22 protein-coding genes and 2 pseudogenes are annotated in these 19,342 nt (G+C 68.9%); 4 read left to right on the forward strand and 20 right to left on the reverse strand.

Features of this window, described 5'->3' with window-relative positions:
- The 18 genes from EZM81_RS16985 to EZM81_RS17070 form a co-directional block, all read right to left on the reverse strand.
- The coding region (locus EZM81_RS16985) for a DNA cytosine methyltransferase (RefSeq protein WP_136646570.1) at positions 1–884 on the reverse strand (884 nt) is incomplete at its 3' end.
- 1 nt (position 885) lies between these two features.
- Positions 886–2,259 (reverse strand): site-specific DNA-methyltransferase, encoded by a 1,374-nt coding sequence (locus tag EZM81_RS16990; RefSeq protein WP_136646571.1) that lies wholly within the window; start codon positions 2,257–2,259, stop codon positions 886–888.
- 423 nt (positions 2,260–2,682) lie between these two features.
- On the reverse strand, positions 2,683–3,129 hold the full coding sequence (locus EZM81_RS16995; protein WP_136646572.1) for a DUF6362 family protein: 447 nt from the start codon (positions 3,127–3,129) through the stop codon (positions 2,683–2,685).
- Entirely contained in the window at positions 3,122–3,322 is a 201-nt protein-coding gene (locus tag EZM81_RS17000) for a hypothetical protein (protein ID WP_136646588.1), read from the reverse strand. Before EZM81_RS17000 ends, EZM81_RS16995 begins: the two co-directional genes overlap by 8 nt.
- Before the next feature lie 5 nt (positions 3,323–3,327).
- Positions 3,328–3,852 carry an HNH endonuclease gene (locus tag EZM81_RS17005; RefSeq protein ID WP_136646573.1) on the reverse strand — a complete coding sequence of 175 codons (525 nt, stop codon included), beginning with the start codon at positions 3,850–3,852 and terminating at the stop codon, positions 3,328–3,330.
- Positions 3,849–4,370 carry a crossover junction endodeoxyribonuclease RuvC gene (locus tag EZM81_RS17010; protein WP_136646574.1) on the reverse strand — a complete coding sequence of 174 codons (522 nt, stop codon included), beginning with the start codon at positions 4,368–4,370 and terminating at the stop codon, positions 3,849–3,851. Before EZM81_RS17010 ends, EZM81_RS17005 begins: the two co-directional genes overlap by 4 nt.
- A gap of 434 nt (positions 4,371–4,804) precedes the next feature.
- The gene (locus EZM81_RS17015; RefSeq protein ID WP_136646575.1) at positions 4,805–7,381 is read right to left on the reverse strand and encodes a VapE domain-containing protein; all 2,577 of its coding nucleotides are present in this window, start codon (positions 7,379–7,381) and stop codon (positions 4,805–4,807) included.
- Positions 7,382–7,389: 8 nt separating this feature from the next.
- A complete protein-coding gene (locus EZM81_RS17020; RefSeq protein WP_136646576.1) occupies positions 7,390–8,712 on the reverse strand; it encodes an ATP-dependent RecD-like DNA helicase in 1,323 nt (440 codons plus the stop codon).
- Positions 8,705–9,505 (reverse strand): hypothetical protein, encoded by an 801-nt coding sequence (locus EZM81_RS18595; RefSeq protein WP_136646577.1) that lies wholly within the window; start codon positions 9,503–9,505, stop codon positions 8,705–8,707. The genes EZM81_RS17020 and EZM81_RS18595 overlap by 8 nt, the downstream gene beginning before the upstream one ends.
- Positions 9,502–9,717 (reverse strand): hypothetical protein, encoded by a 216-nt coding sequence (locus tag EZM81_RS17030; protein ID WP_136646578.1) that lies wholly within the window; start codon positions 9,715–9,717, stop codon positions 9,502–9,504. Before EZM81_RS17030 ends, EZM81_RS18595 begins: the two co-directional genes overlap by 4 nt.
- An 11-nt stretch (positions 9,718–9,728) precedes the next feature.
- The gene (locus tag EZM81_RS17035) at positions 9,729–9,956 is read right to left on the reverse strand and encodes a DUF6511 domain-containing protein (RefSeq protein WP_136646579.1); all 228 of its coding nucleotides are present in this window, start codon (positions 9,954–9,956) and stop codon (positions 9,729–9,731) included.
- Between the two features lie 510 nt (positions 9,957–10,466).
- On the reverse strand, positions 10,467–11,210 hold the full coding sequence (locus EZM81_RS17045) for a hypothetical protein (RefSeq protein WP_136646580.1): 744 nt from the start codon (positions 11,208–11,210) through the stop codon (positions 10,467–10,469).
- A gap of 21 nt (positions 11,211–11,231) precedes the next feature.
- The gene (locus EZM81_RS17050) at positions 11,232–12,089 is read right to left on the reverse strand and encodes an ATP-binding protein (RefSeq protein WP_136646581.1); all 858 of its coding nucleotides are present in this window, start codon (positions 12,087–12,089) and stop codon (positions 11,232–11,234) included.
- A gap of 100 nt (positions 12,090–12,189) precedes the next feature.
- Positions 12,190–12,672, reverse strand: coding sequence for a hypothetical protein (locus EZM81_RS17055; protein ID WP_136646582.1), 483 nt, complete (start codon positions 12,670–12,672; stop codon positions 12,190–12,192).
- 35 nt (positions 12,673–12,707) lie between these two features.
- Complete coding sequence (locus EZM81_RS17060; RefSeq protein WP_136646583.1) at positions 12,708–13,064, reverse strand: hypothetical protein; 357 nt, start codon at positions 13,062–13,064, stop codon at positions 12,708–12,710.
- A gap of 13 nt (positions 13,065–13,077) precedes the next feature.
- The gene (locus EZM81_RS18375; RefSeq protein ID WP_169052404.1) at positions 13,078–13,671 is read right to left on the reverse strand and encodes a sigma factor; all 594 of its coding nucleotides are present in this window, start codon (positions 13,669–13,671) and stop codon (positions 13,078–13,080) included.
- A gap of 110 nt (positions 13,672–13,781) precedes the next feature.
- The gene (locus tag EZM81_RS18380; RefSeq protein ID WP_169052405.1) at positions 13,782–14,723 is read right to left on the reverse strand and encodes a winged helix-turn-helix domain-containing protein; all 942 of its coding nucleotides are present in this window, start codon (positions 14,721–14,723) and stop codon (positions 13,782–13,784) included.
- A complete protein-coding gene (locus EZM81_RS17070) occupies positions 14,692–15,927 on the reverse strand; it encodes a hypothetical protein (protein ID WP_136646584.1) in 1,236 nt (411 codons plus the stop codon). Before EZM81_RS17070 ends, EZM81_RS18380 begins: the two co-directional genes overlap by 32 nt.
- Positions 15,928–16,089: 162 nt before the next feature.
- Between EZM81_RS17070 and EZM81_RS17075 the strand changes: the two genes are divergently transcribed.
- The 4 genes and pseudogenes from EZM81_RS17075 (at position 16,090) to EZM81_RS17090 (ending at position 18,612) form a co-directional block, all read left to right on the forward strand.
- Positions 16,090–16,293 (forward strand): hypothetical protein, encoded by a 204-nt coding sequence (locus EZM81_RS17075; protein ID WP_136646585.1) that lies wholly within the window; start codon positions 16,090–16,092, stop codon positions 16,291–16,293.
- A pseudogene (locus tag EZM81_RS17080) lies at positions 16,290–16,736 on the forward strand (DUF2924 domain-containing protein); the annotation flags it as partial. The gene EZM81_RS17075 and the pseudogene EZM81_RS17080, both read left to right, overlap by 4 nt.
- 89 nt (positions 16,737–16,825) lie before the next feature.
- The gene (locus EZM81_RS17085; protein ID WP_136646586.1) at positions 16,826–18,151 is read left to right on the forward strand and encodes a recombinase family protein; all 1,326 of its coding nucleotides are present in this window, start codon (positions 16,826–16,828) and stop codon (positions 18,149–18,151) included.
- Positions 18,148–18,612, forward strand: coding sequence for a hypothetical protein (locus EZM81_RS17090; protein ID WP_371685770.1), 465 nt, complete (start codon positions 18,148–18,150; stop codon positions 18,610–18,612). The genes EZM81_RS17085 and EZM81_RS17090 overlap by 4 nt, the downstream gene beginning before the upstream one ends.
- Here EZM81_RS17090 and EZM81_RS17095 read toward each other — a convergent pair.
- Both EZM81_RS17095 and EZM81_RS17100 read right to left on the reverse strand, forming a co-directional pair.
- Entirely contained in the window at positions 18,569–19,183 is a 615-nt protein-coding gene (locus EZM81_RS17095) for a hypothetical protein (RefSeq protein WP_136646587.1), read from the reverse strand. The genes EZM81_RS17090 and EZM81_RS17095 overlap by 44 nt on opposite strands.
- A gap of 49 nt (positions 19,184–19,232) precedes the next feature.
- Positions 19,233–19,342: pseudogene (locus tag EZM81_RS17100) on the reverse strand (IS5/IS1182 family transposase); the annotation flags it as partial.

The raw sequence follows: 19,342 nt of genomic DNA on the forward strand, positions 1-19,342 counted from the left end.
CCGGCGTGTTCGCAAGGCTCGTCGCCCCGTCCTTGTGGTCGCGGGCCGTCGGCGTCATCCACAGCCCCGCCGAATGGGTCAGGTCGGCACATCGGCGGTTCCCCGCGCTCGGCTTGCACCCGTCGTTCGCCATCGGCGTCGGCCACATCGCGGCCGTCGTTGCGAGGTTCATGCCGTGCTGCCCGGCTTCCTGCGAAGGTGTCGGCTTCGTCTGCCGGTTCTCGTTCGCGCTGGCCCTCGGCGTCGGCCAGAGCCGCAGCAGCTCCGTCCGGTTCCCGCCACTCGATCGGGTGCCGGAGCAGGCGCGCGGGGTCGGCCAGGTCGTCTCCCTCGCGTGTGGCGAGGATGAAGAGCCGCTCGCGCTTGTGGGGTGCGCCGACCTCCGCCGCCGTGAAGAGGCCTGCCGCAAGGCGGTAGCCCATGCCGACCAGTCCGCTGGCGACTTCGGGGAAGCCGAGGCGGAGATGATGGGCGACATTCTCGAGGAAGACGAAGTGCGGCCGGACCTCGGCGATGATCCGGGCGACATGCGGCCAGAGGTGGCGCGGGTCGTCAGCGCCCCGGCGCTTTCCCGCGACCGAGAACGGCTGGCACGGATAACCCGCAGTGACGATGTCCACAGCGCCGCGCCACGGGCGGCCGTCGAAGGTGGCAACGTCGTCCCAGACAACAGCCTGATCCAGGGACGCGTCTTCCATCCGCGCCACGAGAGCGGATGCGGCGAAGGTTTCCCGTTCGACATGGCCCACAGCACGATATCCGGGGATGGCGATGGCGAGCCCGAGGTCGAGCCCGCCCGCGCCGGAACAGAGCGAGAGCCCGAAGAGGCATGCGTCTCCGGCTCCGGAAGCGCGTCCGGAGGAAGATAAAGCCAGGTCATGCATGTCACGCGGCGGTCTTGCGCTTTCGCGCGGGTTCTGGGGCGGCGTCCGGGTCCGGCGTATCGGCCCGGGCCTCGGCATCGTCGCCCAGCCGCTCGGTCCTCACCTGCGCGAAGGTCCGACCGTCACCGTCGAGGATCGCGTCGCGGCCGGTCTCGGCCTGCCAGCGCTCCACGGCGACATCGACATAGGCCGGGCTGATCTCCATCGAGAAGACGCGGCGGCCGTTGGCCTCGCCCGCCATGATCTGCGAGCCGGAGCCGGAGAACGGCTCGTAGCAAAGCCCGCCGCGCGCCACATGCTGGCGCATCGGGATGCCGAAGGCGTCGAGCGGTTTCGGCGTCGGATGGTCGGGCCGGTCGTCCTTCGCGAAGCTGGGCAGCGCCCATGTCGATGGCAGGGTTTCCTCGGCCACCTTGGGCGGCCGGTTCGGGCGGCGCCAGCCCATGAAGCAGGGCTCGTGCTTCCAGAGGTAGTGCGACCGGGTGAGCACCCCGCGGTCCTTCACCCAGATGATCTGCTGGTGGACGAAGGCCCCCGCCTTTTCCCAGCAGGCCTCGAGCATCGCCTGGCGGCGCGAGGCGTGCCAGCAGTACCAGGCGGCGTCCTCGGTGATCGCCTCGGCGACAGCAGCGGCGATGAAGCCGTCGTAGAGTTCGGCCCCCTGAGATGAGTCGTCCCAGGTTGTGCCGTAGGACGCCGACCAGTCCTTGTTGCGCGTCGGATGGTTCGAGCCGTCGTAGTCGACCAGATACGGCGGGTCGGTGGCGAACAGCACCGCGCGCTCGCCATTCATCAGGCGGCGGACGTCGGCCGCGCTGGTGCTGTCCCCGCAGAGGAGGCGGTGGTCTCCGAGGATCCACAGATCGCCCGTGCGCGAGGCCGGATTGCGCGGCGGCTCGGGGATGGTCACCGGCGGCACGGAGCCCCCGGCGCCACCTTCTTCCCCGTCCCCCTCCGGCACGAAGGCCAGCAGCTTGTCCAACTCGCCGTCGGAAAAGCCGACCAGCGACAGGTCGTAGTCATCAGCCAGCAGGTCTTTCAGTTCGGCCGAGAGCAGCGCCTCGTCCCACGGGCTTTCAGCCAGCCGGTTGTCGGCGATGCGGTATGCCCGCCGCTGCGCCTCGGTCAGATGCCCGAGCACGATCACCGGCGCCTCGGTCAGCCCCAGTTGTGTGGCAGCGAGGACGCGCCCGTGGCCCGCGATCAGCTCTCCGTCCTCGCCGACGAGGCAGGGGACGGTCCAGCCGAACTCGGCCATGCTGGCGGCGAGCTTCGCGACCTGGTCGGCCCCGTGCAGCTTCGCATTCTTCGCGTAGGGCTGCAGGCGCGCAAGCGGCCAGGTCTCGATCCGCTCGGGGGCGAAGGCGAGGGTCATGAGGAGTCCTGTCGATGATGGGGACGACACTTGGCGGCGCGCGATGGCTTCCGACGTGATGGAGTCCACCAGCTCCGGCTGGATTCTGGAGTCCAGGGTATCCACCCCGGAGTCCACCAGCCAAGGCGCTGTTACTGCGTGGTTATTTCTGGTTGCGCGGTGGCTTCAGGCCGGGGTGGCTTCCCAAAAATCCGGCCCTGTCGCTGGCGATGTGCCGCGCTTCGCCCGCCAGCATACGGTCCGGCCCGGAAAGGAACCGGAAAACAACGGCTTGCCGGCCCGGCACCCGGCCGGACCCCGCGTCGGACCCCGGGAATCCGGCGGCGGAGGGTCGTCCCGCGCACGCCTCTCCCGATCCCATCGCGTTTCTACGCCCCGGCCCGGGTGCGGTGAACCCCTTCCGATGTCTCTCCGAAAATCGTCTCACAGGACGATTTTCCTTGACAGCCGGTCGGCATTCTCCACCACGAAGCGCCTCGACCGCTTGCCGGACGGCACCCGGCCGCTGAGCCGCCAGGCGATCAGGGCGATGCCGTATTGCCAGTGGCGATTGGCGGCCGGGCGGCTCAACCCGATCTCCCAGCCGATCCTCTTCCACGGCGTCCGATTGGCGCGCAGCCAGACGATCCGCGCGTCGTCGCGTTCCAGCCAGCGCAGCCAGAGCAGCGCTTCCTCGGCCTCGGTGATGTCCCGCGGGCCGGGCTTCGGCCGCCGCATCCGGGGCTCCTGGCCGACCTGGTCGGCGAAGCTGTGGAGGTATTCGGGCCAGGCGCTGAAGTAGCCCTGCGGCTTCACCTCGGGCAGCGAGCGGAACACCTCGGCCGCGCGCTCGAGCCGGTCCTCGACCATTGCGGGGGTCCAGTCAGCCATGCGCGGCCTCCTGGTCGCCCGCCCGCGGTCCGTAGAGCTTCTCGCCCAGCTGGCGGACCAGTTCGCGCTCGGGCCAGGTGAGGCGGTCGTCATCGACGGAGACCGCGAGGACGCCCTGTTCCTGCCAGCCCTCGCGCTTGACCTGTTCGGGATCCCGGCGTCGGCCGCCGTAGCCGGCTGGATGCCAACGCATCGATTTCATGCGACATGCCTCCAGCGTTTTCCGTTGATGATGTCGTCGACCGCCTTACGGGAGAGGCCAAAGCCCACGGCCGCTTCCCGTCTCGAAATCCCCATTGCGTGCATCTTCCGGATCGCGAGGGCGCAGACTTCGTCGATCTTCGCTTGGCCGTTTCTAGAGCCACGGTTGTGCGTGCCGTGGCGCACGGTGTCCCCGACGTTCTCGCGCTGGGTCGCCCAGCGGAGGTTCCATGGGTGGTTGACGTCCCGCGTACCGTCGTCATGCGCAACCACGTGACTTTCGCTGGGCGGACGTCCGAGAAAGGCCAAGGCGACAAGGCGATGAACCGGGATGCCTGTGCGGCGGTTTTCGCGCCAAACCTGGACGTAGAGATACCGGTTCTTCGGATTGCGCCATGCCTTGAGAACGCGTCCTGCCCTCGCGCCTCTCCCGCCCGCAAAGCGTCGGATGAATCCACCTTCGGACGCTTCGTATTCGGGCCAATCCGGGATTGAGCGCCATTCCTGGTTCAGGTCGATCATGCGACACCGCCATTCGTCTTGATGACCCAGTTCAGGATCGCGATTGCATCCGCTTCGTTGTCGTCGGCAGGCGAGAAGCCGCGGGCCCGTGCTGCGGCAATCATGTCCTGCTTGGGTGCATTTCCCCGGCCAGTCGCGTGCTTCTTGATCGTGCCGACCGGAACGCCGCTGTAGGGAATGCCCCGCAATTCGGCCCATGTCGTCAGCGTCGCGAGGAGACCTCCAAATACATGGGCCGCGTCGGTGCCTGCGTGGCGGCGGACTTCCTCGAACCAGATCGCGGCGATTGGGCCCGAGAGCCGGTCGATCTCGGTCAGCCAGTTGGAGAAGCGGAGATACCGCATGCCGCCGCCATCGAAGCGGCCGCGGCGAAAGCTGACGGTGCCGCTGGTGATAAGTCCGTCATGGCTGCGAAGCGCCCAGCCGGTCGAGGTGCCGAGGTCGAGGGCGAGGATGCAGGATCGGGTGATCGCGCCCGGTTCGGGGCGGACGGCCTGCGCGGGGATCGGCGTTTTCATCGTGAAGGCTCACATGGCTCGTGGGCCTTCGGCTTCGGTCGCGGGCAGGGAATCACGTCGGCACTGTCGGTTCAAGGAAATTGCGCCCGGCCGCCGCGCTGTCCCACCTGGCATCGAACTGTCCCACTTGCCGATCGAAGTGGGACGCCGGATTTTCCTTTCGAATCAATGTCTGTCCCACCTGTCCCACTTGTCCCACCTTTTTCCCTACGTCGTATGAGAAAGAAGGAAGGCGGCCGGGACACATGCTTTTCATACAGGAAAGAGAGAAGTCGGCGGTCCAGGTGGGACAGGTGGGACATCGTTGATCTTCAATGGTTTTTTCTGTCCCACCTTGGGCTTGAAGTGGGACAGGCCGCGAAGTGGGACGGCGCCCGAACGAAAAGGGGCACCCGGATGGATGCCCCTTCGATGCCTTCAAAGCCCTCCCGGCGTCAGACGTCGGCTTGCCGCCTGCGGTAGCGCCATTCGCGGGTCGCGCCCGTGCCGCTGCGGTATCGCTCCCAGTCCCGCGACTTCAGCCAGGCTCCCACGCGCATCTGGTCGCCCTTCGTCCATTTCGCGGGCTCGATGCCGAGCGCGCCTTCGAGGATTTCGCCCACCGACACGTCGCGGATCGGCTCGGGACGTTCGAACTCTTCGTCCTGCCAATCATCCCAGCCCGCGTGGCCGCGATCGACGCTACGGGTGTCATGGGTCAGCCACCGGTCGATACGGGCGTCCCAGGCATCCGCCTGATAGCGCGCCTCCTGCGCTGCACTGGCCTCGGCAAGGATCGCCGGGTCGTCGATCCACCAGATCGCGCCTTCGCGGAAGCGGTGGACGGCCTCGGCCCAGAGCTGATCCCGGTCGCGGGCCAGCGCCGCGATGTCGATGGTCCCGCAGCGCAGAGGCCAGAAGCGGCGGTTGCCGGTCTCGTCGCGCAGATAGGTGTCGGGATTGACCGTGCCGGCGAAGACGCACTGGCGCGGCACCTCGACCGTGTAGCGACCGTAGGGAGGACGGAAGCGGTCGGTGGTGCGCGTGAGGAAGGCCTTGATGCGCGAGACCTCGGCCCGGCCGATGGCGTCGAGTTCGGCGATCTCCACGATCCAGACGCCCTGCATGTGGATGGCGGCGTCCTTGGACCCGAGCTCGGGCAGTTCGTCGGTGAACCAGTCCTCGCCCGCCAGAACCTTGATGGCCGTCGATTTGCGCGCGCCCTGCGGCCCCTCGAGGATCAGCATGTGATCGGCCTTCACGCCGGGGCGGAAGATGCGTGCCACGGCCGAGATGAGCCAGAGCGCACCGACGGTGTGATGGAACGCGGTCGGGGCAGCGCCGAGATAGGTGCTGGTCCAGGTCTCGATCCGGGGCGTACCGTCCCATCTCAGCGTATCGAGCCAGTCGCGGACGGGATGGATGCGCAGCTCGCGGGCGACGGCGCCGACGGCACGACCGACCACGAGCGGCGCGACATTGACCCCGCGCAACTGCAGCCATTCCGCGGTCCGGACATCGTCCGCATCCTCCCAGGGGCGGGGAAACGGACCGGTCGCGGTATCCCAAGGGAGCGGTTGGCGGACAACGATCTCCTGGGAGAAGTCGTCGAAGGCGAGAACGCCTGCGAAGACCAGATCGGAGGTGAGGGCGACGATGACGTTGGCCTCGTTGCGCTCCGGCGCACCGGCCAGATCGAGCCGCAGGCGCCCGAACCAGGCGGGCTTCGGGATCGGCGCGTGCGGATCGCCGGTGGCGTTCAGGCGGCGGCGGAGCTCGGCCAGCTGCCGGGTCAGGACGGACATGCCGATGCCTGTCGCGGACTTGATCCGCGCGACGACCTGGCGTTCGGGCAGCGGATCGAGCTTCGCCAGCGCGATGCGCCCGAGCAGCGTGGACAGGGCTTCGAACTCGGGCGGGTTTGTCAGCCCCTCGGCGGCGGCGATCAGGGTGGCGGGATCGTCGACGGACGCCACGATGGGGGTGGCCGTCTCCATTTCCTCGGCCTGCGACTCCGATATGTTGTCTGCCGAGTGCGTGTAATCCTTGGCGCGGGCGCCACGCTGCAGATCGTCATTGAAGTCGTCGCCGTGCAGCGGCGCGACGATCTCGTTCGGGATGTCGTCGCGGTTCAGGCGGTCCGAGAGCGTCGCGGCCGCCTGGCGGCCGGCGTCGCCTGCATCGGCGTAGATCGTGACCCGCGTCGTGCCCTCGGGCCACCGGAACCGCGCCAGACCGTCCGCGGACAGCGCCGCCCAGACGGCGGTGCCGAACAGGTCATGCGCTGCCAGAGCGGTCTCGATTCCCTCGGCGATACCAAGGTGGCCGTCCTCCGGCATCGGGAACAGCCGGACCGCGGCATCCTTCACGCTGCCGAGCATCTTCTTGCCCGGAGGCGCCTTGGCGCTGCCGTCGTCGAGCAGGAACGTGCGATGGATACCCGGCGCGCGCTCCCCGTCCGGCAGCCGCAGGATCGCGATGAGGCCGGGCCAGCCGCGGCAGCTGTCGAAGTCCGGGAGATCGGGGTGGAACAGCAGATCGGGCGATCCGGGATCCGACAGCCCGCGGGCGCGCAGATAGGTCTCGCCGGGCGTGCCCGCGATCGGCACGGCCCCGCCGACAAGACGCGCGATCTCGGCCGAGTGGTCGGGGCGTGCGCGCATGGCCGAAGCCGGCGCGGGCCGCGGCGCCGGATGGTCCATCCCCGCAAGCCGCGCCGCCTCGTCGAAGAGCGCGCCGTCGCAGAGGCCGGTCGCCTGCGCGATCAGGTCGATGGGACCGGCCCGCTCGCCGGTGGCATAGTCGAAGCCCCAGCCGGCATAGGGCCCGTCGAGATGGATGGTGCAGGAGCCCTCCTTGCGCGGCGGGCGGCCGGACAGGTCGGCGCAGCGCAGGGACCGGCGGTCGCGCGCCAGCCTGGCCTGGGGGAACAGCCCCGGCAGCCAATCGGCGGCCGTGCAGGCGAGCCGCTCCTTCACGGCGGCGAGGTCATGCCGGATCTTCGGGACCGCGATGTCGTTGAGGTCGATCATCGCACCCCTCAGGCCAGAAGCACGAGACCGCGCTCGGCCCGGGTGATCGCGGTGTAGAGCCAGCGGCGCCGGTCGATCTCGCTGCGACCCAGCCCGTCGTCCCAGACGATGACGTTCTCCCACTGCGATCCTTGCGCCTTGTGCGCCGTGATCGCCCAGCCGAAGGTCGCCTCGGCGAGCAGGCGCTTCTCCTTGTAGTCGCGGTCGTGGCGCCGCGCGTCGTAGGCGACATGGTCCTCGAAGTGGCCCTTGTAGATGCGCAGCCGGCCCGGACGCCCGTCCCGGTCGGGTTCGCCGATACGGCGGCCGTCCTCGGCATCGCGCACCACGGCGGAGAAGTAGAGGCTGCCCTCGTCGACGATATCCTCGAGGGTCAGGAACATGCCGTTGATCAGGCCGAGCGCGTTGTCGTTCTTCAGGCAGATGATCTTTTCCGCCCTTCCGGTGGGAAGATATGTCCCGCCCAGCCCGGCCGCCGCCCGCATCGCATTGTTCAGCTGGAAGCGCGTCGCGTTCAGGCCGCAGATCAGCTGGCCGCCGCGCAGCGCCTGCTCCGGCGTGATGTCGCCCTTGCGGAGCTTTGCGACATGATCGTCGTAGACGCCGAACCCGATAGGTTCCCCCATCCGCGCCATGGTGGCCAGCCGGACGATGGCGCTCTCGGCCGCCTGGCGGTGAATCTCGGTCAGCATCACGTCGGGCGCGTCGCGGGTGAAGGCGCCTTCGCCCTTGATCGGCGGCAACTGTCCGGGATCGCCGAGCACGAGGATCGGCTTGCCGAAGCTCATCAGGTCGCGCGCCATCTCCTCGCCGACCATCGACACCTCGTCGAGCACGATCAGCCGGGCGTCGGCCGCGTCGCTCTGCGGGTTCAGCGCGAAGCGCGGGTGCTTCATCGCCGAGAGCCCCTGGCGCATCGCCTCGATCGCGGCATCGGCGGTGGTGCGCGCGAAGCCGCTGAGGCGGAGCGCGTCGCGTTCGGCCAGCGCGATCTTGCGGGCGGCCTCCTCGATCTCCTCCTCGGTCGCCTCGATCGCCGTGTAGATCAGGCTGTGGATGGTGCGCGCGGGGGTGCCCTTGCGGGTCAGCACCAGCGCGGCCTTGCCGGTGAAGGTGGCGGTCACGACGCCCGGCACGCAGCGGCCGTCCCTGGCGCTGCGGAGGGGCGAGAGGCCGAGGTCGTCGAGGGCGAACTTCAGGACCGTGCTCTTGCCCGATCCGGCATAGCCGAAGAGCCTGAACACCTGCTGCTCCTCGGTGCGGTTCTCGAACCAGTCGCGGACTGCGGCGATGGCGGCGGCCTGCGCGGCCGAGGGGACGAAGTCAGACACCGCCGCCCCTCCAGCACCGTTCCGCCCAGGCGCAGGGCGCGTGCCACTTGCCGGCCGCCATGCCGCCGCGGCAGAGGACGGCCGCGGGCTCGGCCGCGGCGCGGGGCAGCCATTCCCTGGCCTCGGAGGCCCGCACCACGGCGACGGCGCGATCCGACATCTCCTGCGCGAGACGCGCGTCGAAGGGCACGAGTTCGGCGTGCAATTCCATCGTGTCGCGGTTCAGCGCGGTGAAGAGCGCCGGGTTGGGGAGCTCCATGTAGGCCTGGTAGAGCGCGATCTGGGCGCCATAGACCGGGCGCGCGATGCTCACACCGCGCTTGACCACGTCCTTCCAGCTGGAAGCGCCGAGCGCCTTGTTCTCCCAGAGCGCGGGATAGTCCATCGCGACGGGGCCCGAGACGAGGCAGCCGTCGATATGGCCCTTGAAGCGCCCGCCGAGGGCCTCGAAGCCGAACTGGCGGCCATCGGGCCGTTCGGTGCGCAGGTCGAACCCGGCGAACCGCAACCAGCCTGCGACGATGTCCTCGGCCCGGTGGCCCGCCTCGAAGATCCGCAGCGTGCGCGGTTCGAACTCCTGCCCCTCGTCCTTGGGCACCGCGAGGAAGTCGTACTGGATCTGGCGCAGGCAGTCGCGCCCCAGACCCGAGGCGCTGACATAGGTACGGGGACGCTCGGCGCGATTGCGCGCCGACAGGGCCGCATCGATCACGGACGAGACGGCCGTGGCGATCGGCGGTCGCGGCGCGTCCTGGCCATAGATGCAGCCGGAGCCATGGTTCAGGTCAATCATTGGTCGCGCTCCCAGAAGCCGCCCGCCTGCGCGATGCAGGTCAGCTTGTGATGCTGGGCTTCCGTCAGCCGGGCACGCGCGCCGAATTTCTCGAGCTTCCGGCGCAGGCTCTCGCAGAACGCGATCTCGAAGTCGGTGACGGCGTTCCCGGCGGCCGCCTCGAGCAGGCGGGTCCAGCTGCAGGACGCGGTGTCGTCGTTCAGGTCGATCATCGCGCGGCCCCTCAGAACGGCAGAGGGTCGTCGAGGGCCGTTCCGGTGCGCTCCTTGCGCGCGGCCTGCTCCTGCATGCTGTCGATGTAGCCGGTGACCGCCGCCTCGATCAGGCGGTCGATGTCCGCGGCGCTGCGGTGGAAGAAGGGCGCCATCAGACCGAGGTCGGTGAGCGCTTCGGCGAAGGGCGTCCGCGCATCGCGGATCGCCTGTGCCTCGCGGGCGGTCTTGTCGATCATGCCGTTGTTCCTTTGAGCGATTGCACTGCCCAAGTCCTGACAGCGGAGCGAGCAGAAGCGGTGATATCGGTGGCGATCCCAGCGGAGGCCGTGGCAGTAGCCGAAGCCCCGGGCCTCCCGGGCGCAGACGGCGCAGAGTTTGGGCTCCGCCCGTTCGCGGCTGAAACGCTCCCCCGGAGCGTTTCCGGGACGCCGCTCACCCCGAGCAAGAAGCTCCCGATCGGGTCCTCGGGCGGCCATCCCGCCCGCTGGAGCTTCTCGGTCTGCATCACGATCCAGCGCGAGATCGCGTTGCTGGCCATAGCCTCGAGGTCGCCGAGGGTGAGGCTTGCGATGGGTTGGTGCAGTCTTCCTCGGGCCTCGAGCCAATTTCCGATCTCCAGCGCAGCGGCGCGCGTCGCATGCGCTTGCCATTGGTCCGGGGTCATGGGCCGGTCGCCCGGCCCGGCCCCGTCGGGCTCGGCGGTAGGGGAGCGCGCCGACCCGCCCGACCGCCGCTTGCGCCGCACCTCAACCATTGAGCCAGGCGGGCATGGCGGGCGCGGGGGCCTGCGGCGCGGGCGGTTGCTGCCGGGTCGACTGCGGGGTCGGCGCCTGCGCGCCCCAGGCCGGGGCCGCCGCCGGGGCTTGCGGTTGCGCGCCCCATGCCGGCGCGGGCGCCTGCCAGCCCGGCGCCGGCACGCTCGCGGCCTTGCGCGGCGGGGCGTTGACGGGCTCCGGGGGCACGGTTTCGCCGCGCATGATGGCGGCGTGGCTCGCGTCGTCGGGCAGAACGACGTTCGCGATCCGGTTCTGGTCGCGGTACTGCGGGCTGGAGGCGGGCTCCACCATGATGCGGGCGGCGAAGACGATCCCGTCGAGATGCCTGAGCCCGGGCAGCACCCGCTTGGCCTTGGCTGCTGGGGATTCGTCCCTGGGATCGAGCCCGAGGGCGCTGTCGACCATCGCCCGAAACGTGGACTTCGAGATCTTCCAGCCGATGGACTGGCCCTTCTCGTCGAGCTTGCCGCCCGCCACCGTGAAGCTCTGCCAGAACTTCCGCCGGGCATGCGGCCCCTCGAGGATGGTGAACTCGCAGTCGAGCATCTTCGCGTCGCTCGACTGCGACGCCTTCAGCAGCCCCGCATCCGCCGGGGTCGCGCCGTTCACGCCGCCGGGGCGCACGGTCAGGCGAACCTTGGCGAAGGTGCCGTCGGGGATCAGCTCGCCGATGGGGGCCATCTGCGGCTGGGCGTCGTTCAGATCGTAGCTCATGGGATCATGTCCTTTCAGGGATCAGGAGGCGAAGGCGGTTTTGCGGGGGGCGCGGCCGTCGATCTTCGCGATCAGCGCGCCGAGGTCGGGCGGTTCGGTCGTGTCGAGGCGGCCGGAGCGGTCCTTGGCGGGAAGGCCCCAGGGGTTGCCGGAGCGGCAGACGAGGCGGCGTTCGGCGGAGGTCTCGTCGAGGGTCCAGTCGCCCCTGGCGTCGCGGCCGAAGAGCTGCATCGACACCACCTGATCGACGATGCCCGGCAGTTCGCGCGCGGCCTTCGTGCCCTCCATCTGCGGCTGCCAGGTCGTCGCGCCGAACTCGTCGGCGACCTTCTCGAGCACGCCCACGAAGATCACCGTCTTGCCGCGGGCGTGCTGGAGATGCTTCAGCGCCTGGATCACCTCGCGGCCCAGAAGCCCGTAGGCCCCGCGGACATCGGGCTTGCCGGTCCGCTCGGAGAAGGCCTCGGGCTGCTGGCGGGCATAGGCCATGGCCTGCCGCGTCAGGTCGGTGATCGAGTCGACGAAGACGATCCGCTTCCGGCACAGGAAGTCCTCGATCCCGGTGCCGAGATACTGCTGCTGCAGCCAGGCGTGATACTCGGCGCCGTACCAGGACTGCGGATGCTGCGCGGGATCGGGCCCGCCGATCAGTACGGCGAGGTCGCGGAAATCGGTGAAGCTGCGCACCGGGATCGAGTCCCCGCGCCAGTCCTGCACCGACTTCATCCCCGCCTCGAGGTCGAGGCAGACCGTCTCCTCGGCGGGCAGCGTCATCAGGAGCGTGGTCTTTCCGACGCCCGGCGGGCCGAAGATGGCGAGCGAGGTCTTGTTCTCGGCGGCCGAGAGGCGTTCGTCGGCGGTGATGATGCGGAAGGCCATGGGGTTCTCCGAAGGGTTGAAAGGGCGCGGCGGCGGGGGTGACCGGGTGCCGAAGGGGAACCTGCCCGGCGTTGCCGCGCGGGCGTCCCGCCGCCGCGCGTCACCGGTCCCGCGCCTCGAGCCGGAACACGGGTTTGCCGGTGGTCTCGGTGCGGGCGGCGGCGAAGCCCTCGCGCAGGGCGTCGGGCCAGGCGCCGAAGCGGCGTTCCGGCACGCGATAGGCGATCTCGAGATACCCGGTCGGATCTTCGCCGGCGGCGCGGATGCGCTCGGCCATGGCGGCCAGCCGGTCCTGATCCCACGCGACCTTCTTCGGGAGATCGGCGATCACCACCACGCCCGCATCCTCGATCCGAACGGTGCCGGAGGTCTTGCCCTGCGCAGACCGCTCGGCTTCGGTCGCCGCGCCATAACGCTGCGCCAGTGCCGCTTCGAAACGGTCCTTCAGGCGCTTTACCCGGGCGGTCTCGGCCGCTGCTTCGTCCTGCAGCGCGAGGAGCAGCGCAGACGGCATGTCGGCGATCTCGCCGATGGACAGACGGTCGAGATCGTCGAACCGGGGGGCGTTGTCGGGATGCGGCATGGCGGGAACTCCGGTCGGGGGAAACGGGACGGCCATCAGGCGGCCTCCGCGGCGTCGAGAAGTCGGGCGAGCGGCATCGGCGTGCGGCGCGGCCGCGTCCGCGCGACGGCGAGATAGGCGAAGCGGTCGGGGCCCACGCGCTCCTGCACGAGGTGGACGAGCCCGGCCTCGAAGGCGCGGAAGGCGGCATCGGCCAGCGCGGCGAGCCGGCGGCGGTCGGCCTCGGGCAGGGTCGAGATCGCCGGCGCGCTGTCGATCCCGAGGAACCCGCGATGGTATTCCAGCCGGTCGCCGGGCATCGCCTGGCCGACCCAGGCGCAGAACTCGATATCGGTGGGCGGGCGGGGCCGCGCCGGGGCGAAGGCGGCGAAGGGCATGACGAGCATCTCCATGTCCTCCCTCTACTCACGCCGCCCGCAAACCGTCCCACCGCCCCCCGAGCCCGCGCATGGCGAGGTCGAGCCGGAGGCGTGCGAGGCGGCGGTAGAGCGCGGAGCGGGAACGGCCGTCGCGGCCGACGAGTTCGGCGACGGCGCAGGCGCCGAGCGCGGCGCAGAGACCGCGGGCCTCCTCCGGCAGGTCGGCGAGCGCCCGGGCGAGATCGTGGCGGGTCTCGACCTCCGTCGCGGCGCACCGGTCCTGTCCGTGCCAGGCGGCGAGCCCGTCCGTCTCCGCCAGCAGGCAGCCCAGCGGCTCGCCGCTGCCGGCGACCGGAGTGTCGAGCGACAGCACCGTGCCGCCCTGCGCCTGCCGCTGACGATGGTGCCGGATCGCGATCCGCGAGCATTGGTTGCGCAGGACGACGTTCGCGAAGGCGCCGATGCTCCCGCGGCGCTTGTCGAAGCCCGGCAGCCGGCAGATCAGGTCGACGAGCAGGTCCTGGCGGAGGTCGTCGAGATCGGCTGCGGAGAGCGCCGGCTTGCGGCGCAGACGGCGCGCGGCGGCATCGGCCTCATCGATGAGCGTGGCAAGGTCGGAGGGGGAAAGCGGTGGGTGCATGTCGTCGTGCCTCGGAACATCGTTGCTGTTGTTCCGAGACTGCCGGACCCGCCGAGGCTTTCGGTGTGATCTGCGTGTGCTTGTTGTGTGCGCCTTGTGTGTCGGGGACTTCAGTCCTCGACGGCCACGGCGGCGGGAGAAAGACCCAGGCGATAGCCGTAGCCGCGCACTGTCTCGATCAGGGCCTCGACGGAAGCCCGCGGCAGGCCGCAGCCCGTGAGGGCTTTTCGCAGATCCCGCACGATCTCGTTCGCCGGGCGCCCGGTCTGCGCCTCGATGGCCTCCTTGCGCAGGATGGGGTCGCGCTGTCCGGCCTGTTCCGCGAAGAGCCGGATCAGCGCGAACATCTGCGGGGCGAGATCGAGGCGACGGCCGTCGAGAACGACCGATCGTCGACTCCGGCTCAGCACCAGGCGCGGCGGGGCGAGGCCGACCGGCGAGAGGCAGTCGAGCGCGAGACGTTCCGCGCCGCATTCGTCGGCTCGGACGCAGTTCGCGAGCGGGCAGGCAGCAAGACCGGCCGTCCGCAGCTGCAGGTCTGTCGCCGGGTCTAGGTCCGTGGCGACGATGGTGACGGGCGCCGTTCCGGCGGCCGCCCTGACCGCGAGCATGGCGGCGGGCGCCTTCAGCGCATGCGTGTCGCGGCAGAGAACGATGCACATGCCCGTCGGCAGCCGTCCGAGCAGCCAGAGCCCCTCCGCGAGGGCGAAAGTCGCCGCCTGCAATCCGCAGGACGCCGCCATGGCGGAAACCAGTCTGTCCGCGTCGATCCCGAACCGTTTCAGGTCGTCCGGCTCCAGGGGCACGTCCGCCGCGGTGTCGCGCGGACAGCAGGCGAGCAAGCGATCTCCTGCGGCGCGGATCGGGCGCGCGTCGAGTCCGCAGTCGCAATGCGCGCAGACGGGCCAGCTGTCGGCCTTGCGCTGCTCGATCAGAACCCCCGCCCGAAGCAGGCCTTCGATCTCGCGCACGGAGAAGCGGTGCAGCGCCCGGCCGGAAACGGTCGTCTCCGCTCCCCCGTTACTCAGCCGCTTCCACAACCAGATCAGCATCGCGATCCTTCTCGAGCCCGTTGCGCGCGACCAGGGCATGGATCGCCTTCTCGAACCGCGTCCGCCGGAAGGCGAGCGTCCCGGGCGGCTTCAGGCGCACGGTCACCTTGGCAGGCTGTTTCGCATCGCTCCTGAAAAACACCCGGAAGGTGATTTCTCCCAGGCGCCAGCCGCGACCGAAACGCACTTCGCTCCCCTTGAAATGCCGGAGCGCCCCACCAGAAGGATCCTTCGATTCCCAGCTGCGCACATGGCGCCAGTTCCCATCCTCGTCCTCGGCGAAGAAGTCGGCCGCCGCCGCCACGATCCGGACCTCGAGGATCCTGTCGTCGAAGGCGTGCCGGAACGCGAAGTCCGGGCCGAACGCTGCGATGGGGTCGAGGGTATAGAGATCGCGCGCGTCCTTGCCCGCGAAGAAACCCGGCCGCCCGAGGATATGCTCGGCGAAGATGGCGGCGACCTCGGCCTGCTGCGCCTTCGGCACGCCGCCGATGCGCAGGAGCCCTTCGTATGGGGCATAGCGCAGGGCCGCGTATTTCACGGCGCGCAGCGTGATGATCCGTTCGCCGTCCCCCGCCACGACCGGCGTCGTCGTGACCGGCGCGCCATGGCTGACGACGAGGTTGATCTCTCCGTCTTCCTCGTATGGCCCGAGACGGCAGTAATCGCCCTGCAGGTCCTGCGCGAACAGCTTCACGATCGCGGCCTTGAAGGCCGCCGACGCCTCGTCCGTCAGATCGGCTCCGACATCGCGCTGCGGCCCCCGGAATTCGGCCATCGCGGTCGGCGCCCGCAGCGCCTGGAAGTCGGCCGCCGCTTCGAAGAGCCGCGGATGGTTCAGATAGGCATGCAGCGCCACATGTTTGGGCTCGTGCCTGGCCGGGGCCGGGTCGGACGCGTCGAAGGCCTCCTCGGGATAGAGGGCCACGCCCTGGCGCCTCGCCTCGTTCAGGACGAGTTGCATCCCCTCGGCGGTTCCGACTTCGGCGACCCGATGCAGATCCGCGACGAGCCCTTCTGACCATTCGGTGATCGGCTTCGCGAAATATTCGGCCATCCGATTGCGGATTTCGCCCGGCTCGGCATCGAACGAAAAAGGCTGATCCGCGCCCGCGAAATGACGCGCGAAGAGATCGCGCATGAGCAAGACATCGATGCCGCCGAGAAACTTCGGATTGACGAATTTCCTGATGTCGGAACCCATGGCACCCCTTCCTTTCTGACCCGATTGTTCCCTTTACGTTCTATCAGTTCGGACAACCCTGAGTCGAGTCCCGATCACGGGCGTCATGTAGTGCACGCATGTGTGGGACGGTTCGCGTTCGCGATGAGTAGAGGCCGAGGGAGAGGAACGCCCGAGGCCCGCATGAAACGCCCCAACCCGCTGCTGCCAGACCGGATGACCGCTGCCGAGCGCCGCGCCGAACTGTGCGCCTTGCTCGCGCTCGGGCTGGTCAGGCTCATGCAGCGGGAATGCGGCGAAGCTTCTGACGAAAATGGAGAAATTCGCCTACACTATCCGGCCGACCGATGCCGTCATGCAACCCCGAACCCAACGGAGACCGCATGACGACACACGACCCCATTCCCGCGCGCCTGGCCGCGCTTAAGACCACGCCGACGCCCGACCTTAAGAAGCAGTGGCGCGACCTGTTCGACAGCGAGCCGCCGCCGTTCAACCGTCGCTATCTGGAGAGCCGACTGGCATACCGGATCCAGGAACTCGCCTATGGCGGGCTGAAGCCCGAGACCATCCGGCGGCTGGAGCGGCTCGGCGAGGAACTGGACGGCGGCGACCGGAAGAAGCGCGGCATCCGTGCCGATCGCGACCGTCCGATCACCGGCACGCGGCTGCTGCGCGAGTGGCAGGGTGTCGAACAGATCGTCACCGTCACCGCCGATGGCTTCGAGTGGCAGGGTCGGCCCTACAAGTCGCTGTCCGCCATCGCCCGCGCGATCACCGGCACCCGCTGGAACGGCTGGGTCTTCTTCGGCCTCAGGAACCACAGGGGGGCGAGCGGCGGCGGCCGCAGGCCGGCGGACGATCCGGCGGATCGTTCGGTGCCGCGAACGCCCGGAGCGCAAGCGAAGGGCCGGACGATATGACGAAGCCGCCTGAAAAATCGAAGCTCGTCCGCAAGCTGCGGTGTGCCGTCTACACGCGCAAATCCTCCGAAGAAGGGCTGGAGCAGGAGTTCAACAGCCTGCATTCCCAGCGAGAGGCCTGCGAGGCGTACATCGCTAGTCAGCGGTCGGAAGGCTGGGTGCTGGTCCGCGATCAGTATGACGACGGCGGCATCTCGGGCGGCACGCTGGAACGGCCCGGCCTGAGGCGGCTGCTGGAGGACATCGAGGACGGGCTGGTCGATGTGGTGGTGGTCTACAAGATCGACCGCCTCAGCCGCTCGCTCGCCGACTTCGCCAAGCTGGTCGAGGTGTTCGACCGGAACGGCGTGACGTTCGTCTCGGTCACGCAGTCGTTCAACACGACCACGTCGATGGGGCGGCTGACGCTGAACATCCTGCTGTCCTTCGCGCAGTTCGAGCGCGAGGTGACGGCCGAGCGTATCCGCGACAAGGTCGCCGCCAGCCGCAAGAAGGGGATGTGGATGGGCGGGGTGCCGCCCTACGGCTATCGGGTCGAGAACCGCAAGCTGTTCATCGACGAGGAAGCCGCCGCGCATGTGCGCTGGATCTTCGCCCGCTTCCTCGAGATCGGCTCCTGCACGGTGCTGGCCCGCGAGGTCGCTGCCCGTGGCCTCGGCACGCCGCGCGGCAACCGGATCGACAAGAAGTATCTCTACCGGATGCTGTCGAACCGCGCCTACATCGGCGAGGCGGTCCACAAGGGCGAGAGCTACCCCGGCGAGCACGACGCGATCATCGACCAAGAGATGTGGGACCGCGTCCACGCCATCCTGCAGGAGAGCCCGCGCAAACGGGCCGCCCGCACCCGCGCCGAGACGCCCGCGCTGCTGAAGGGGCTGCTGTTCGGACCGGACGGCGCGGCCTTCTCGCCGACCCACACGCGCAAGGGCGACAGGCTCTACCGCTACTATGTCAGCCAGACCGTGCTGAAGCATGGTGCCGGGGCCTGTCCGGTCGGCCGCGTGCCGGCAGGCGAGGTCGAGACCGCCGTCATAGACCAGCTTCGCGCCGTGTTCCGCCAGCCCGAGATCGTGGCGGGGACGTGGAAAGCAGCACGCACCCAAGTCGACGACATCACCGAGACGGACGCCCGCATGGCCCTGCAGCAGCTCGACCCGCTGTGGGACGAACTGTTCCCCGCCGAGCAGGCGCGCATCGTGGCGCTGCTCGTCGACCGGATCGACCTCGCCCCCGACGGCTTCGACCTGCGCCTGCGCATCGACGGCCTTGCCGGCCTCGCCCGCGAGATGCTGGCCGGCGCGGTCGGAGAGGCCGCATGACCCGCCCCGCGCCCGCCGATACCGTCACCCTGCGCGTGCCCTTCCGGCTGGCGAAGCGCGGCGGGCGCAAGGAAATGCGCCTGCCCGAGGGCATCGCGCCGCCCCGCCGCCCCGACGACGCCCTCGTCAAGGCACTGGCCCGTGCCTTCCGCTGGAAGCGGATGCTGGAATCGGGCGAGTTCGTCACCGTTGTCGAACTGGCCGAGCGGGAGGGGATTGCCCCCTCATACATGACCCGCGTCCTGCGGCTCACGCTGCTCGCGCCCGACATCGTCGAGGCAATCCTGGACGGGAAGCAGGGGCCGGCGGTGACGCTGGCCCGGCTGATGGACGGGTTCCCGGAGGCGTGGGAGGCGCAGCGACAGATCTGGGGGCAAGCGGTTCGCGAGTACTCAGGTTTGACTGTCGACCCAGTGGTCATCCATTCGCCACGTATCGGGCCGCGAAAGAGAGCGCGTTGATGTCGAGAGCAACACTCTCGATATAATCCCGAGCGAGGAAGTCGTCGTAGGTTCCAAGCTGCAGGGATGGGTCGTCTATCGAGAGACTACCTTGCCATTTGAGCTTAGCGAGAATCTTCTCGAATGCCGAATTGATTTCCTCAAGGCTGGCCTGTCTTTGATCTTCGGGCTTGAGAATCAGATAGAACCGAACGCGCACCTCTTCTGTGTCCCAAGCCGCCGAGGGGCGAACACGAATTTCAGCAAGAGACCGGGCGACACGGCCCATTTCAGCGTTCTCTCTGCCATACCCATCCTTGAGCTTATTGAGGAGAGGGGAGATTGACCTGTTGAAGTCATCGGGAAAGGCGAAGCGGCCGAAGCAGCGCTCGAGCGAGCGGGCAAACTCGACTGCCTTCGCTGGGTCAGCGAAGCCCTGCTTTCGCTTCCATTTCACCAATAATTCCTTGCTGATGGTCAGAGGCCGAGCAAGTTCGGCAACAAGGCCCTCCGGAGCTTTCTCAACTATAGCCAAGCGCGGAACGCCGCCGCGTTCAATTTCCGTAATTCGAGTCGAATCTGCCTTCACCAACGGACAAACTACAACCCAAGGGTTCCTAGGGTCAGGACTCGTTCTCCATTCATAGCCAGAACATGACGGTTGCGGCGAGTGCGACGGCTGAGAGGAAGACCTTTGGGCAGCGGTCATAGCGGGTGGCAACCCTGCGCCAGTCTTTCAGCCGACCGAACA

The organism is Tabrizicola sp. YIM 78059, from assembly GCF_004959785.1.
Taxonomy (GTDB): Bacteria; Pseudomonadota; Alphaproteobacteria; order Rhodobacterales; family Rhodobacteraceae; genus Tabrizicola; species Tabrizicola caldifontis.